Source organism: Streptomyces sp. NPDC043680 (assembly GCF_056436685.1).
In genome coordinates, this window is record NZ_JBWKCE010000008.1 from 259,137 (window position 1) to 273,838 (window position 14,702).

At 71.2% G+C, this 14,702-nt stretch carries 14 protein-coding genes; 3 read left to right on the forward strand and 11 right to left on the reverse strand.

Annotated features, from left to right (window positions below):
- Positions 1-19: 19 nt before the first annotated feature.
- Complete coding sequence (murJ, locus tag AC0666_RS19170) at positions 20-1,771, reverse strand: murein biosynthesis integral membrane protein MurJ (protein ID WP_468968670.1); 1,752 nt, start codon at positions 1,769-1,771, stop codon at positions 20-22.
- A complete protein-coding gene (locus AC0666_RS19175) occupies positions 1,696-2,811 on the reverse strand; it encodes a lipid II:glycine glycyltransferase FemX (RefSeq protein ID WP_478707998.1) in 1,116 nt (371 codons plus the stop codon). Before AC0666_RS19175 ends, murJ begins: the two co-directional genes overlap by 76 nt.
- A gap of 270 nt (positions 2,812-3,081) precedes the next feature.
- On the opposite strand from AC0666_RS19175, the gene AC0666_RS19180 reads away from it, so the two are divergent.
- Both AC0666_RS19180 and AC0666_RS19185 read left to right on the forward strand, forming a co-directional pair.
- Positions 3,082-4,317, forward strand: a complete 1,236-nt coding sequence (locus AC0666_RS19180; protein WP_478707980.1) for a L,D-transpeptidase — start codon at positions 3,082-3,084, stop codon at positions 4,315-4,317.
- 118 nt (positions 4,318-4,435) lie between these two features.
- The gene (locus AC0666_RS19185) at positions 4,436-6,019 is read left to right on the forward strand and encodes a CocE/NonD family hydrolase (protein WP_478707981.1); all 1,584 of its coding nucleotides are present in this window, start codon (positions 4,436-4,438) and stop codon (positions 6,017-6,019) included.
- 143 nt (positions 6,020-6,162) lie between these two features.
- On the opposite strand, the gene AC0666_RS19190 is transcribed toward AC0666_RS19185, so the two are convergent.
- The gene (locus AC0666_RS19190) at positions 6,163-6,906 is read right to left on the reverse strand and encodes an amino acid ABC transporter ATP-binding protein (protein ID WP_478707982.1); all 744 of its coding nucleotides are present in this window, start codon (positions 6,904-6,906) and stop codon (positions 6,163-6,165) included.
- A gap of 121 nt (positions 6,907-7,027) precedes the next feature.
- On the opposite strand from AC0666_RS19190, the gene AC0666_RS19195 reads away from it, so the two are divergent.
- A complete protein-coding gene (locus tag AC0666_RS19195) occupies positions 7,028-7,792 on the forward strand; it encodes a hypothetical protein (RefSeq protein WP_468968658.1) in 765 nt (254 codons plus the stop codon).
- 12 nt (positions 7,793-7,804) lie between these two features.
- Here the strand turns inward: AC0666_RS19195 and AC0666_RS19200 are convergent, their stop codons facing one another.
- The 8 genes from AC0666_RS19200 to AC0666_RS19235 form a co-directional block, all read right to left on the reverse strand.
- Positions 7,805-8,245, reverse strand: a complete 441-nt coding sequence (locus AC0666_RS19200) for a DUF6278 family protein (RefSeq protein ID WP_468968655.1) — start codon at positions 8,243-8,245, stop codon at positions 7,805-7,807.
- 248 nt (positions 8,246-8,493) lie between these two features.
- Positions 8,494-9,279: an exodeoxyribonuclease III gene (locus AC0666_RS19205; RefSeq protein WP_361711475.1), complete on the reverse strand. Its 786-nt coding sequence runs from the start codon at positions 9,277-9,279 to the stop codon at positions 8,494-8,496.
- 34 nt (positions 9,280-9,313) lie between these two features.
- The gene (locus tag AC0666_RS19210) at positions 9,314-9,946 is read right to left on the reverse strand and encodes an MBL fold metallo-hydrolase (protein WP_361711477.1); all 633 of its coding nucleotides are present in this window, start codon (positions 9,944-9,946) and stop codon (positions 9,314-9,316) included.
- A gap of 54 nt (positions 9,947-10,000) precedes the next feature.
- The gene (locus tag AC0666_RS19215) at positions 10,001-10,594 is read right to left on the reverse strand and encodes a hypothetical protein (RefSeq protein ID WP_468581012.1); all 594 of its coding nucleotides are present in this window, start codon (positions 10,592-10,594) and stop codon (positions 10,001-10,003) included.
- Positions 10,591-11,757, reverse strand: coding sequence for an ROK family glucokinase (locus AC0666_RS19220; RefSeq protein WP_468968650.1), 1,167 nt, complete (start codon positions 11,755-11,757; stop codon positions 10,591-10,593). Before AC0666_RS19220 ends, AC0666_RS19215 begins: the two co-directional genes overlap by 4 nt.
- Positions 11,754-12,593, reverse strand: a complete 840-nt coding sequence (locus AC0666_RS19225; RefSeq protein ID WP_469155567.1) for an ATP-binding cassette domain-containing protein — start codon at positions 12,591-12,593, stop codon at positions 11,754-11,756. The genes AC0666_RS19220 and AC0666_RS19225 overlap by 4 nt, the downstream gene beginning before the upstream one ends.
- A complete protein-coding gene (locus AC0666_RS19230; RefSeq protein WP_361711484.1) occupies positions 12,590-13,624 on the reverse strand; it encodes an ABC transporter permease in 1,035 nt (344 codons plus the stop codon). The genes AC0666_RS19225 and AC0666_RS19230 overlap by 4 nt, the downstream gene beginning before the upstream one ends.
- Complete coding sequence (locus tag AC0666_RS19235) at positions 13,621-14,640, reverse strand: sugar ABC transporter substrate-binding protein (protein ID WP_468581015.1); 1,020 nt, start codon at positions 14,638-14,640, stop codon at positions 13,621-13,623. The genes AC0666_RS19230 and AC0666_RS19235 overlap by 4 nt, the downstream gene beginning before the upstream one ends.
- Between the last annotated feature and the right edge of the window lie 62 nt (positions 14,641-14,702).

Here is a 14,702-nt window from a genome sequence, read left to right on the forward strand (position 1 = left end):
AGGTGGTTCGGGGCTCCTGCTAGCGGCCGGTCTTCCGCCGCAGGGAGTCCAGCAGGTCGGTGATCTCCGTGAGGCGCAGCGGCCCGGCGAGGAGGACGACGACGAGCGCGATGGCCGCGGTTCCCGCGCCGACCGCGGCGAAGTCGCCGAAGCCGTCGGCGGCCCGGGCGGCCGCGTACCCGGCGGCGGCGCCCGGCAGGCAGGCGGTCAGCAGCCGCAGGTGGGTGCGGACCGCGGTGGTGCGCCGCTCGGTGCGGGTTCCGGTGCGCGGACCGAGCCGCCGGGCGAGGGTGTACGCGGTCACGGCGAGGCCCGCGAACAGCGCGACGGAGTAGGCGCCGGCCATGCCGGTGACCGCCCAGCGGGGCGGCAGCCAGAGGTAAGCGGCGGCCGACAGCGCGGCCCACAGGCCGGCGATGACCAGGTTCAGGAAGAACGGGGTCCGGGTGTCGGAGAGGGCGTAGAAGGCGCGCGCGAGGACGTACTGCCCGGAGAAGGCGATCAGCCCGGGGGCGAAGGCCACGAGCATGCCGGCCATGACCTCGACGTCGGCGGCTCCGGTGCGCCCGTACCCGAAGACGCTGCCCATGACCCAGGGGGCGAGCGCGGCGAACAGCGCGGCGGCGGGGACGACGAGGGCGGCGCTGGAGCGCAGCGCGTACGACACGTCGCGGCGGACTGCGGCGAGGTCGCCCTCGGCCGCCGCCGAACTCATCCGGGGCATCAGGGCGGTGACGAGGGAGACGGTGATGATGCCCTGCGGGACGACCCACAGCTGGTAGGCGTTGCTGTAGGCGGTGTACCCGGCGCCGCCCGCGAGGCCGGCCTCCACGGCGTGCCGTCCGGTGGCGGTGGAGAGGCGGGTGACGACCCAGTACGCGATCTGGTTGGTGAGGACGAGCATGACCAGCCAGCTCGCGTTGCGCAGCGGGCGGGCGAGGCCCTGGCCGCGCCAGTCGAAGCGGGGGCGCCAGCGGAAGCGGGCGGCGCGCAGGGAGGGGACCAGGGCGAGGGCCTGGACGACGATGCCGGCGGTGGTGCCGAGGCCGAGGAGCCGGGTCTCGCCGGCCGTCAGACCGTCCGCCGCGCCGTGGGAGACGTAGAGGAACAGCCCGAACACGCCGATGATCACGAGGTTGTTGAGGACCGGGGTCCACATCATCGCGCCGAAACGCCCACGGGCGTTCAGCACTTGGCCGAGCAGGGTGAACAGCCCGTAGAAGAGTATCTGGGGGAGGCAGTACCGGGCCAGGGCCACGGTGGTGCTCGCCTGGGTCCCGGTGTACGGGGTGTACGCCGAGACGATCAGCGGCGCCGCGAGGACGGCGACGGCGGTGAGGACCAGGAGCGCGGCGGTGCAGGCGGTCAGCAGCCGGTCGGTGTAGGCGACTCCGCCGTCCTCGTGCTCCTTGGCGGCCCGGACCAGCTCGGGGACGAAGACGGCGTTGAGCGCGCCCCCGACGAGCAGCATGTACAGGATGTTCGGGACGGTGTTGGAGACGGCGTAGCCGTCGCCGAGCAGCCCGGTGCCGAGCGCGGCCACGACGACGGCGGAGCGGACGAAGCCGGTGGCGCGGGAGACGATCGAGCCGGCTGCCATGAGTGCGCCGCTGCGCAGCACCGAGGACTTCGCCGGTGCCGGGCGGGCCGCGCCGCCGGCGGACCGGCCGGGGGCCGTTCTGGTGTCCGTGGTGGTCACCGGCGGGCCAGGTAGGCCTGGAAGGCCTTGTACAGCGCCGCGTTGCCGTATCCGTCCATCGGGGTCTCCCATTCGCCGAGCGTTTCGACGACCTGCCCGCCGGTGCCGAGCTTCCAGCGCAGCAGCCCGAAAGAACGTTCGTCGGGGTCAAGGGTGGAGGGTACCCCGCGCATGTCGTATTCGTCCGCTCCGAGGGCATGTGCGTCCTGCATCATGCGCCACTGCAGGGCGTTGCTGGGGCGGACTTCGCGGCGGTGGTCGGCGGAGGCGCCGGTCTGGTACCAGACGCGCTTCCCGGCCACGATCATGGTGTGCGCGGCCAGGACCTCGCCCCGGTGCGTGCCCAGGTAGAGGCGCATCCGGCCGGGCGCCTCGGCGTTGAGGGCCGCGTACTGCTGCTGGTAGTACGCGAGCGAGCGGCCGAGCCGGAAGCCGTCGCGCTCCTCGGTGATGCGCAGCAGCCGGTAGAACTCGGGAAGGTCGGCGGCGGTGCCGAGGACCGTCTCCACACCCGACTTCCCGGCCTTGCGCACGTTGCGCCGCCATTCCTGGTTGAGGCCGGACCACAGCTCGTCGAGGGAGCGGCCGACGAGCGGCACGCGGAAGACGTGGCGCGGCTGGGCGTCGCCGTCGTCCTCGCCGCCGCAGCGTTTCCAGCCGCGGGTGCGCAGCCGGTCGGCGAGGGCCGCGCCGACCGGGTCGACCTCGGTGGCGAGCACGTCGGACATCTGCCGGCCGGGTCCGGTGGCGGACTTGACGGTGGCCGCGTCCCAGCGGCGGTAGGCGGGCGCGGGGCCGATCCGGACGGCGAAGGCGCCGGCCGCGCGCAGGTGGCGTTTGAGGGGCTCCAGCCACCGGTCGATGTGGGGGTCGGACCAGTCGGCGACGGGGCCCTCGGGGAGATAGGCGAAGTATTTGCGGATGCCCGGGAATTGGCGGAGGAGAACCAGTCCGGCACCGGCTATTTCCCCGTCCGGGTGGTGCCATCCGATCCTTTCCGAGCGCCAGAGGTCCTTTACCTCGGCCCAGGACGGGTACTGGAGAAAGCTCGCGTTCCGGTTCTGCGAAAGGAAGCGCCGGTATTCCGGGACGGACAGCGGACGCACACTCAGCTCCCGGTCCGGGGACGAGTGTCGCTGGGCGGGTGTCACGAGCAGTGCGCACACGGCTGATCGGCCTTCCTGTACGTCCGGGGAAGCGGGTGCACAGGACTCTCACAGGCGCCCGTGACCGATGTGCGCGGCGATTGTGACCGGACGATGACCGTTTCACTGCGGTCCACGTCACAACCGAAAGTCGGATCTTTTCGGCTGATTGCGCAACCTACAGTCGTGCCGTTCGCATCTCCTTTTGCGCACGGTCATCACTTGGAGGGGTTTTCGTTGAGCCGCACACGCCGCACCGCACGCAGTCGCCACGCCATGCTGGCCGGGACCGCACTCATGGCCGCCGCGCTGACCGCCTGCGGGGGCGGCTCGGGCGACAGTGGGAGCGGGTCCGGCGAGGCGGAGATGAAGAAGAAGCCGGACATGGCGATATCCGTGAACCTCACGGGCGATCAGGCGAAGCCCGGCGAGCCGGTGAAGGTGACCCTCGCCGAGGGCAAGCTGTCCCTGGTGAAGGTGTCCGACGGCAAGGGCGGCGAACTGCCCGGCAAAATAGCCGATGACGGCAGGACGTGGACCTCCGAGCGCAATGCCTCGCCGGGCACGGACTACAAGGTCGAGGCGCAGAACACCGACAGCCAGAGCGCGAGCGCCCAGTTCAAGACGGCCGCCGCGGACAAGGTGAACAAGGTGACGATCAACCCGGGCAAGGCCACGCCGGTGGTGGGCATCGCCCAGCCCATCTCGATCGTCTTCGACAACCCGGTGAAGAACAAGGCCGAGGTCGAGAAGCACCTGAAGGTCACCACCTCGAACAACACCGAGGGCTCCTGGGGCTGGTTCAAGGACTACACGGGCAACGACCGGGTGGACTGGCGGCCGAAGGAATACTGGAAGTCCGGCACCGACGTCAAGGTCGAGATGAACCTCAACGGGGTGGACTCGGGCCAGGGCGGCGGCATGTTCGTCAAGGACTACAACACCGAGTTCAAGATCGGCAAGGACCGGCGCCTGCAGGTCGACCTCGACACCCGCCAGATGACGGTGACCGAGGACGGCCAGGCGGTGAAGACCATCCCCGTCTCGGCGGGCACGCCCGGCGGCAAGAAGGCCTCCTGGTCCGGGAAGATGGTGCTGATGACCAAGGAGGGCACCATCCGGATGGACTCCCAGACGGTGGGGCTGGGCGACTCCTACGACAAGATGGTCGACTACTCGATGCGGGTGACCTGGTCGGGCATGTACATCCACGCCGCTCCGTGGAACGCCGGCAACTTCGGCCGCGCCAACGTCAGCTCCGGCTGCGTGGGGATGAGCGACTCCGACGCGAAGGCCCTCTTCGCCCAGGCCCAGGTCGGCGACCTGGTCGAGGTCACCGGGGACGGCTCCAAGGGCAAGGCCGACCTCGGCAACGGCTACGGCGAGTGGAACCTGTCCTGGGACGAGTGGAAGGCGAAGAGCGCCCTCGCCGGGAACGGCGGCGGCACCGGCACCACGTCCCAGAACGGCTGATCCGCGCCCTTGACCATCAGCCGTCATTACCAGTGCGTGACTCACCCATGGGTTACCTCCGGTAACGCGTCCCGGTTACCGTCGGGTCACTTTGACACCGGCGCACCGGGAGCGATTGATGGTCCCCAGCACCGCGGCTGCCGTGGCAGTCGTCTTGGCGGCAACCGCCCTGGGCCTGGCCCCCCACCAGGCCCAGGCGGCGCCCGCAGCCACCGTCACGGCCTCCGCCGACGCCCCGTCGGGGCCGTCCTTCCACGACATCCCCGGCTCCGGCGGCATCACCCTCATGGGCAACGTCTTCACCCCGGCCGGCGCCCAGGCCGGCCGGACGTACCCGCTGATCGTGCTCCCCACCAGCTGGGGCATGCCGCAGATCGAATACCTCGCCCAGGCCAAGGCGCTCGCCGACGAGGGCTACGTGGTGGTCGGTTACACCTCCCGGGGCTTCTGGCTCTCCGGCGGACAGATCGAGGTGGCCGGCCCGCCGGACATCGCGGACGTCTCGGCCGTCATCGACTGGGCCCTGGCCCACACCCCCGCCGACGCCGGCCGCATCGGCGTGGGCGGGGTCTCGTACGGCGCGGGCATCAGCCTGCTCGCCTCCGCGCACGATCCCCGGATCAAGGCCGTGGTCGCGCTCAGCGGCTGGGCCGACCTCATCGAGTCCATCTACTCGGGCCGCACCCAGCACCTCCAGGCCGCCGGGATGCTCGGCGCCGCCGGATACCTCACCGGCCGCCCCGGCCCCGAACTCCAGCAGGTCCTCGGCGACTTCCTCGGCTCCCGGCTCGACCGGGAGCAGCAGATGATCGAGTGGGGCCGCAAGCGCTCGGCCGCCGCGCAACTGGACCGGATCAACGCCAACGGCGCCGCGATCATGCTGGGCAACGCGTGGGGCGACACCATCTTCCCACCCAACCAGTACGCCTCCTTCTTCGAGAAGCTGACCGGGCCCAAGCGGCTGGAGTTCCGCCCCGGCGACCACGCCACCGCCGAGGGCACCGGCCTGCTCGGCCTGCCCGACGACACCTGGACCAACGCCCACCGGTGGTTCGACCGCCACCTCAAGGGCGAGCGCAACGGCGTCGACACCGAAGCCCCGGTGCAGACCAAATCCCGCAGCAGCGACGGCTGTGAGGGATACGCCGACTGGAAGTCGGTCGGCTCCGGCGGCAGCGAGAAGCTCGCGCTCTCCGACAGCGAGCACGTCTTCGCCAACCTGGACTCCGGCGCCGACGGCGGGATCCTCTTCCTCTCCAGCATCCTCGACCAGTTCGCCCAGGCTCCCCCGGTCGCCTCGATCCCGCTGCCGCCCCGCGCGTTCGCCGCCGTCTGGCAGTCGGAGCGCCACGCCACCGAACGCCGCATCCGCGGCACGGTGAAGCTCCACACCACCGTCACCCCCACCAAGGCGGGCGGCACCTTCGTCGCCTACCTGTACGACGTCGGTCCGCTCGGCATCGGCAAGCTGGTCGGCAACGCCCCGTACACCTTCCACGACGAGGCGCCCGGCCAGGCCTTCGGCGTGGACCTGGAGCTGTTCTCGACCGCCTACGACGTCCCCGCGGGCCACCGGCTCGCCCTCGTCGTCGACACCGTCGACCCCCTCTACATCGAGCACAACCCCACCGGCGCGCAGCTGACCTTCTCCTCGCCGCGCACCGATCCCTCGTACGTCTCGGTACCTCTGCGCGAGAAGTGATCTGCGGCTGCTGCCGGGCGGGGCGGCTCTTCGGAGCTACTGGCGTGCGCCCGGCAGCACCGTTCCGGGTTCGGCCGCGGCGACACCGACCGCCCCGGCCGTCGGGCTGCGCCGCCGGGCGGGCGCGCTCATCGGCCGGCCCCTCAGTGCTTGAGGATCTTGGAGAGGAAGTCCTTGGCCCGGTCGCTCTCGGGAGCGGTGAAGAAGGCCTCCGGGACGCGGTCCTCGACGATCCTCCCGTCGGCCATGAACACCACGCGGTTGGCGGCGGAACGGGCGAAGCCCATCTCGTGGGTCACCACGACCATGGTCATGCCCTCGGCGGCCAGCTGCTGCATGACCTCCAGCACCTCATTGATCATCTCCGGGTCGAGGGCGGAGGTGGGTTCGTCGAACAGGAGCGCCTTGGGGTTCATGGCCAGGGCGCGGGCGATGGCGACGCGCTGCTGCTGCCCGCCGGAGAGCTGGGCGGGGTACTTCGGCGCCTGGTCGGCGAGCCCGACGCGCTCCAGCAGCTCCCGGGAGCGCTCGTCCGCCTCCTCCTTCTTCCGTTTCCGGACCTTGGTCTGCGCGAGCGAGACGTTGGCGAGGACGGTCTTGTGGGCGAAGAGGTTGAAGGACTGGAAGACCATGCCGACGTCGGCGCGCAGTGCGGCCAGCTCCTTGCCCTCGGCCGGCAGCGGCCGGCCTTCCAGGGTGATGGTGCCGGATTCGACGGGCTCCAGTCCGTTGACGGCCCGGCACAGGGTGGACTTGCCCGAACCGGACGGGCCGATGATCACCACCACCTCCCCGCGGCCGACGGTGAGGTTGATGTCCTGGAGGACGTGGAGGTCCCCGAAGTACTTGTTGACGTCCCGCAGCTCGATCAACGGCTCGACGGCCATACGCTGCCCTGCCCACGTGTCGGTGTCTCAAGGTCAGCGCAAACTATCCAGCCGGAGAAAGGCACTTCGCCTCGACACGCCTAAAGACGGTATAAAGCCCACGTGGTGATGAAACATCCCGGTGAGCCCCGGCTCCGGCGGCTGTGTACCCTCCCGGTACACGTCAACACCGGGGGACATCATCCGCACCGACCGCTTCGCCCTGCCCGCACTCGCATGCGCCACGTCGCTCGTCCTCACGGCGTGCGGATCCTCCACACCCACCGCCGCCGACGTCTTCGCAAAAGCCCGCAAGGCGACCGAGCGGGTGCGGGAGACGGGGGTGACGGCGCACCTGACCCTGGACGACGGGCGCTCGGTGTCGGGCGGCCTGCGGATCGACGTTCGGGGCAACTGCGAGGGAGAGCTGGTCTTCCCCAGGGCGGGGACGGCCCATGCGCTCGTGGTCGGGGACCGGGTGTACGTGAAGGCCGATGAAGGCTACCTGGAGAGCCTGTTCGCCGACCCCGGCGAGCGGGACCGGCTGCGAGGCAGCTGGGTCGGCTTCGGGGCTTCGGATCCGTTGGTGCGGCCGGTCACCGCCGTGTGCGAGGCGGCCCGTCCGATGGCTCCGTTCTCGCTCGACCGCTCGGCCACCGTCCTGGACTCCGCGTCGCACGTGGACACGCGTCCGGTGGCCGTCTTCAAGACGCCCGGGGCCGGGGGCGGCGTCATCACGGAATCCGTGGCAGCGGAGGGCAAGCCGTACATCCTCGAACGCAACGAGTTCGGCGGCCCGTCCTCCCTGAGCCTGACGCAGATCACCTACTCCACCAGGGCCGAGCCGCCGGTGAGTCCCCCCGGGCAAGGGGTGCTGCCCGCGCACCGGGACGGTGTGCCGGCCTGAGGGGGGCGGGGGTCAGGCCTCGGAGGCTTCGGCGTAGGCCTGGGAGAGTTCGGGTGAGCCCGTCATCGCCCAGGAGACTCCCCACTCCACCACGTTCAGCTCGCGGCCCGAGGCCAGCCGGATCACCGGCTGGCCGTTCGGCCACACCTGCCAGCAGGCGCCGTGCCGGGAGCGGATGATCACGGTTCCGAGGTAGAAGCCCGCGTCGTTGCCGAGCCAGGGGACGAGCTCGGGATCACGCCGCCAGCGCGGCATCAGCTGGTCCAGGGCCTCCAATGAGCGGGGGCTCTCGTCGAGTTCGAGCCCCGCCGCCCGAGCCTGGACGCGCAGCATCTCGCATTCCGAGAACAACTCGGTGATGCCCTCGGGGTCGTCGGCGAGGGCGGCCGCGAGTCCGGTACCCCGTTCCGTTCCACGCCGGTTCAGCCAGTTGTCCAGGAAAGGGATGTTCATGCCACCCAGCCTGGCACCAGGACTCCCCGCTGGCCACAGGGCGCGCGGACCCTTCTTCCGCCGGCTCCCGCCGCCGGCGCGCACCCCCTAGTGCTGTGGCCGGGAAGGTTTGCCGGGTCGCGTTGTCCGGTGCGGTGCATCGCAAGGCGGAGGCCCGCGGCTCGTACTGGACGTACTTGCGCGGTCCGACAACGCAGCGAGGTGCCGTGCCGGGCGGCGCGACCCGGTGGACCTTTCCGGTCACAGCACTAGGCGCCCAGCTCCAGGTCCACGACGACCGGGGCGTGGTCGGAGGCGCCCTTGCCCTTGCGCTCCTCGCGGTCGACGTAGGCGTCGGTGACCGCCTTGCCGAAGGCCTCGTTCCCGTAGACCAGGTCGATGCGCATGCCCCGGTTCTTCGGGAAGGCGAGCTGGCGGTAGTCCCAGTACGTGTACGGGCGGTCGTACTTGAGGGGGCGCGGCACCACGTCGGCCAGTCCGGCGGCGCGCAGGGTCTCCAGGGCGGCCCGCTCGGCGGGGGTGACGTGGGTGAGGCCCTCGAAGACCGCCGGGTCGAAGACGTCCTCGTCGGTCGGCGCGATGTTGAAGTCGCCGAGCACGGCGAACGGGCGCGGACCGGCCGCGTCTTCGGCGACCACCTCGGCCAGGCAGCGCAGCCATTCCAGCTTGTAGCCGTAGTGGTCGTGCGCGACCTCGCGGCCGTTCGGCACGTACACCGACCACAGGCGGACCCCGCCGCAGGTGGCGGAGATCGCGCGGGGCTCCTCGACGCCCTCGTAACCCGGGCCGCCCAGCAGCCCGGGGACCACGTCCTCCAGGCCGACCCGCGAGATCAGGGCCACCCCGTTCCACCGGCCGGTGGCGTTGACGGCCGACTCGTAGCCCAGCTCGCGCAGCGCGTCGTGCGGGAACTGCTCGGCGGAGCACTTGGTCTCCTGGACGCACAGGACATCCGTGCCGGAGCTCTCCAGCCAGGCCAGCAGCCGGGGCAGCCGGGCGGTGATCGAGTTGACGTTGAACGTGGCGATACGCATGCCCACCAACCTACCGCCCGGCACCGACAGCGGCTCAGAGGTCGGTGGCGTCCCCGGCGGCCAGGCGGCCGTGGTCGGTGCCGCCCAGCAGGTCCAGGGCCCGGTCGTAGATCGGCCGGGCGATGTCGGCGAGGTAGGCGTCGTGGATGTCGACGGCCCGGCGCGGCTTGACCTCGCGGAGGTAGTCGATCACCTCGGAGACCTTGTTCCAGGGGGCGTGCACCGGCAGCATCAGGGTCTCGACGGGCACGTCGGGCACCGTGAGCGCGTCGCCGGGGTGGAAGAGGGAGGCGTCCACGAGGTAGCCGACATTGGTGACCCGCGGCATGTCCGGGTGGATCACGGCGTGCAGCTCGCCGTGGACCTGGACGTCGAAGCCCGCGGCGGTGAAGGCGTCCCCGTGGCCGACGGTGTGCACCCGGCCCGGATAGGCCGGGGCCAGCTGCTCCGCGACGCTGCGCAGGGTCCACAGTGCGGCGGCCGGGTTCGCGTCGAGAGCCGCCCGCAGCCGGCCCTCGTCGAAGTGGTCGGGATGCTCGTGCGTGACGAGCAGGGCGTCCGCCCCGAGCCCGGCGTCGGGCTCGCTGAAGGCGCCCGGGTCGATGACGAGCACGCGCCCGTCCTTCTCCAGTTGGACACAGGAGTGCAGCCGCTTGGTGAGCTTCATGATCCCAGGCTAGGCCGTGACGGGGAGCTGAGGGCCCTTGCCGGCCGCGCGGGCTTACGGAGTCGCCGTGGAGACCACGTAGACCCGCGGCTTCTGCGGGTCGGTGAGGTCGACGGTGACGTCACGGGTGGGGCGCGGGTCCGGCTGCTCCAGGGTGATGCCGTACCAGGCGTTCCGCGGTCCCCAGCTCCAGCCGGCGACCTCGGCGTCATGGGCGCCGATCGACACGCCGCGGGTGAGCGCCCCGCGGTCGGTGCCGACGTCGGCGAGGAAGGTGTCCAGGTCGGCGGGGGTGAGCGCGAACTGCACGTACAGGCGGCTGGTGCGCCAGTTGTTGGTCTCCAGGAAGCCCACCCGCCAGGCCTTCGGCGGGATCGGCACCTCGTAGATGCTGCGCTGCACCTTGGAGGGCCAGCCCGGGCGGACCTTGGCCGCGCCGACCTTGGCGGCCTTGTCCCGGCCGCTCTCGCGGCTCTGCTGGGCCGAGACGGCGAGGTAGCCCGCGGGCACGCCGACGAGCAGCAGGATGATGATCGCGGTGATCCAGCGGCGCCGGACCACGTGCCTGCGGTCTTCTGCGGGGGCCTGCGGCGTACCGCCCCCCTCGGGAGCGGGGGCCTGGCGGGGCGGGGCGGGGGGCGGGGTCACTGCTGGTCCTGGTGGTCGGGGTCCGGGGAGGCGGGGGCCTCGCGCCGGCCGAGCTGCGCGTAGCGCTCGTAGCGCTCGACGCGCCGGCGCGTGGCGCGGCGGAAGCGCCGGGCGACGAGCCGGGCGAGGTCGGCCGCGCCGACCATACCCGCCTCGGGGCCGAGCTGGGCCTTGGCGATCCGGGCCTCGGGCCGGTAGCCGCGGCCGGTGAGGTGGCGCCGGAAGGCTTCCCGGGCGGGGCCGATCAGCAGGTCGTCGGCAGCGCTGACGCCGCCGCCGATCACGAAGCAGGACGGGTCGAGGGCGGCGGCGAGGTTGGCGATGCCGACCCCGAGCCACTGGCCGATGTCCTGGAAGAGCTCGACGCACATGGCGTCGCCCTCACGGGCCAGCTCGGTGATGAGCGGCCCGGTGATCTCCTGGACGTTCCCGCCGACCCTGGCGATGATGTTGTACGCGACCGGGGAGTCGGCCGCGGCCAGCTCGCGGGCCTCGCGCACCAGTGCGTTCCCGGAGCTGTACTGCTCCCAGCAGCCGCGGTTGCCGCAGGGGCAGCGGTGGCCGCCGGGCACGACCTGCATGTGGCCGAACTCGCCGGCCACCCCGTAGCGGCCGCGCTTGACCTGGCCGCCCTCCAGGATGGCACCGCCGATGCCGGTGCCCAGGGTGATCATGACGAGGTGGTCCTCGCCGCGGCCGGCGCCGAAGCGCCATTCGGCCCAGGCAGCGGTGTTGGCATCGTTGTCGACCATGACCGGGACGGCGAGGCGGGACTGGAGGGCGTCGCGCAGCGGCTCGTCGCGCCAGGCCAGGTGGGGGGCGAACAGGACGCGGGAGCGGTCGGCGTCGACCCAGCCGGCCGCGCCGATGCCCACGGCGTGGACGTCGTGCCGGTCGGAGAGGTCGAGCACCAGCTCGACGATGGTGTCCTCGACGACCTTGGGGCTCTTGGACTTGTCGGGGGTCTCGGCGCGGATCTTCTCCAGGATGACCCCGTCGGCGTCGACGACGCCGGCCATCACCTTCGTGCCGCCGATGTCGATGCCGACGGTCGGGACGCGCGGGGCGGTCAGGTGCGACCGGCGCTCACGGGTCCCGATGGTCCGCAGGACGGTGCCTCGCGCAGACCGGTGGGTGAGCGTGAAGTCCCGGTACGTGCTCATCGAGTCGTGTCGTCCCTCGGGGTGCGGTGGGTGGGGCCGGATGCGCGGTCAGGACCTGATTCTGCCACCCGCTCCAGTTCGTGGCTCAGCTCCTCCAGCTCCGAGCCGCCCGCCATCTGCCGGGTGAGCTCGTCCAGGGAGATCGAGTCGCGGGTGTGACTGCCCGCCATCGCACCGCGCTTGAGCAGCACGAAGCGGTTCCCGACCAGGTAGGCGTGGTGCGGGTTGTGGGTGATGAGGACCACGCCGAGACCCGCGTCGCGGGCGGCGGCCACGTACTTGAGGACCACGCCCGACTGCTTCACGCCGAGGGCGGCGGTGGGCTCGTCGAGGACGAGGACCTTCGCCCCGAAATAGACGGCGCGGGCGATGGCCACGCACTGGCGCTCGCCGCCGGACAGGGTCCCGATGGGCTGGTCGACGTCGCGCAGGTCGATGCCCATGCGCAGCAGTTCGGAGCGGGTGGTCTCGCGCATGAACTCCACGTCGAGGCGGCGGAAGGGGCCGCGGCCCCGGGTGGGCTCGGAGCCCAGGAAGAAGTTGCGCCAGACCGGCATGAGCGGGACGACCGCGAGGTCCTGGTAGACGGTCGCGATGCCGCGGTCGAGGGCGGCGCGCGGGTTGGCGAGGGCGGTCTCCTCCCCCTCGATCTCGAAGGTGCCGGCGTCGTGCTGGTGCAGGCCCGCGATGATCTTGATGAGGGTGGACTTGCCCGCGCCGTTGTCCCCGAGGACGCAGGTGATCTCTCCGGCGGAGACCTCCAGGGAGACGCCCTGGAGCGCACGGATGTTGCCGTAGTACTTGCTGACGCCGGTCAGCTTCACCAGGGCCGTCACTTGGTGGCCTCCGCCCGCTTGCGCACCCACGCGTTGAGCAGTGTCGCCAGCAGGAGCATCCCGCCGAGGAAGAACTTGAACCAGTCGGGGTTCCACTGCGCGTACACGATGCCGTTGCTGGTCATGCCGAAGATGAAGGCGCCGACGGCCGAGCCGATGGCCGAGCCGTAGCCGCCGGTCATCAGGCAGCCGCCGATGACGGCCGCGATGATGTAGAGGAACTCGTTGCCGACGCCCTCGCCCGACTGGACGACGTCGAACGAGAAGAGGATGTGCTGGCCGGAGATCCAGGCGCACAGGGCGACGCCCATGTAGAGGCCGATCCGGGTCTTGACGACCGGGACGCCCGTCGCGCGGGCCGCGTCCGCCCCGCCGCCGACCGCGAAGATCCAGTTTCCGGCGCGGGTGCGCAGCAGGATCCAGGTGGCGACGGCGACCAGGGCCAGCCACCACAGGATGGTGACCTTCAAGGTGACCGAGCCGATGTTCCACTGCGAGGCGAACAGCGCGCGGGCGGAGGAGAAGCCCTCCATGTCCGCGATGGTCTTGGTGGAGACGGAGCCGCTGATCAGCTTGGTGAAGCCGAGGTTGAGGCCGGTCAGCATCAGGAAGGTGCCGAGGGTGATGATGAAGCTGGGCAGCTTCGTACGGGTCAGCATGAACCCGTTGAAGAAGCCGAGGGCCAGCGTGACCAGCAGGGACACCCCGACGCCCACCCACACGTTGGCGGTCATCTGGTAGCTGAACATCGAGCTGACCAGCGCCGACGTGGTGACCATGACGCCGGCGGAGAGGTCGAACTCGCCGCCGATCATCAGCAGGGCCACCGGGACCGCCATGATCCCGATGGTGGAGGCCGAGTACAGGACCGTGCTCAGGCTGGCGGCCCGCAGGAAGCTGTCCGCGGCGAAGCAGAAGAAGACGAAGACCGCGGCGGCGCCCACCACCGCGCCCAGCTCGGGCCGGCCCAGCAGGCGGCGCACCAGCGAGGTGGGGGCGAGGCGCTCGTCGGCGAGGGCGGGCGCGCTCATCGGCTGCCCCGCTTGATGAACTCCTCCAGCTTTGCCGATTCCGCGGCGGTGACGATCTGGGGTCCGGTGAGCACCGGACGGCCGCCGCCGAGCACGTCCGCGTTGTAGCGGTAGAGCCAGAGCAGGTCGATGGCCTCGTACCCCTGGAGGTAGGGCTGCTGGTCGACGGCGAAGCCGAGCACGCCCGACTTCAGGTCGCGGGCGACGGCCTCGTTGAGGTCGAAGGTGTCCACCTCGGCCTTGCTGCCCGCCGCGTCCTTGGCCTTGACGGCGGTGGGGGCGAAGGGGGCGCCGAGGGTGACGACGGCGTCGACCGACGGGTCGGCCTGGAGCTTCGCCTGGACGGCCGCCTGGACGGAGGGCATGTTGGTGCCCTCGACGTACAGGTTCTCCATGACCCCGCCGGACCCGGCGAACGTCTTCTTCGCCCCGGCGCAGCGCTGCTCGTGCCCCACGTTGCCCTGCTCGTGCAGGACGCAGACGGCCTTCTTGCGGCCCCGCTTGGTCAGCTCGGTGCCGACCGCCTCGCCGGCGATCTCCTCGTCCTGGCCGATGTGGGTGAGGGCGCCGTACGCGGCCGACTGGGCGGAGCCGGAGTTGACGGTGACCACGGGGATGCCGGCCTTGACCGCCTTGGCGATGACGTCCTTGAGCGCCTCGGGCTTGGCCAGGCTGACCACGATCCCGTCGACCTTCTGGTCGATGGCGTTCTGCACGAACTGGGCCTGCTGCTGTGCCTGGTCGTCGTGGGAGTAGACGAAGTTGATGTTGTCCTTGGCCGCGGCCTCCTTGGCGCCCTTCTGGACGATGTCCCAGAAGGTGTCGCCATCGCCCGCGTGGGTGACCATCGCGAAGGTCCAGCGCGGGGTGGAGACGGCGGGCCGGCCCGCCGCGGCGGCCTTCGCCCGGTCCTCGGCGCGCTTGCCGCCCGTACTGCTGCAGCCCACGAGGGAGGCTCCCAGTACCGTCGCGAGCACGGCGCCCACGACGCGTACCCCTGTCCGAACCCTAGCCACGTCTGCGTGCCCTTCCCTCGTCCTGCGGTGTCTGCCTGCTGCGGTCGACTGCTGCGCTCGGC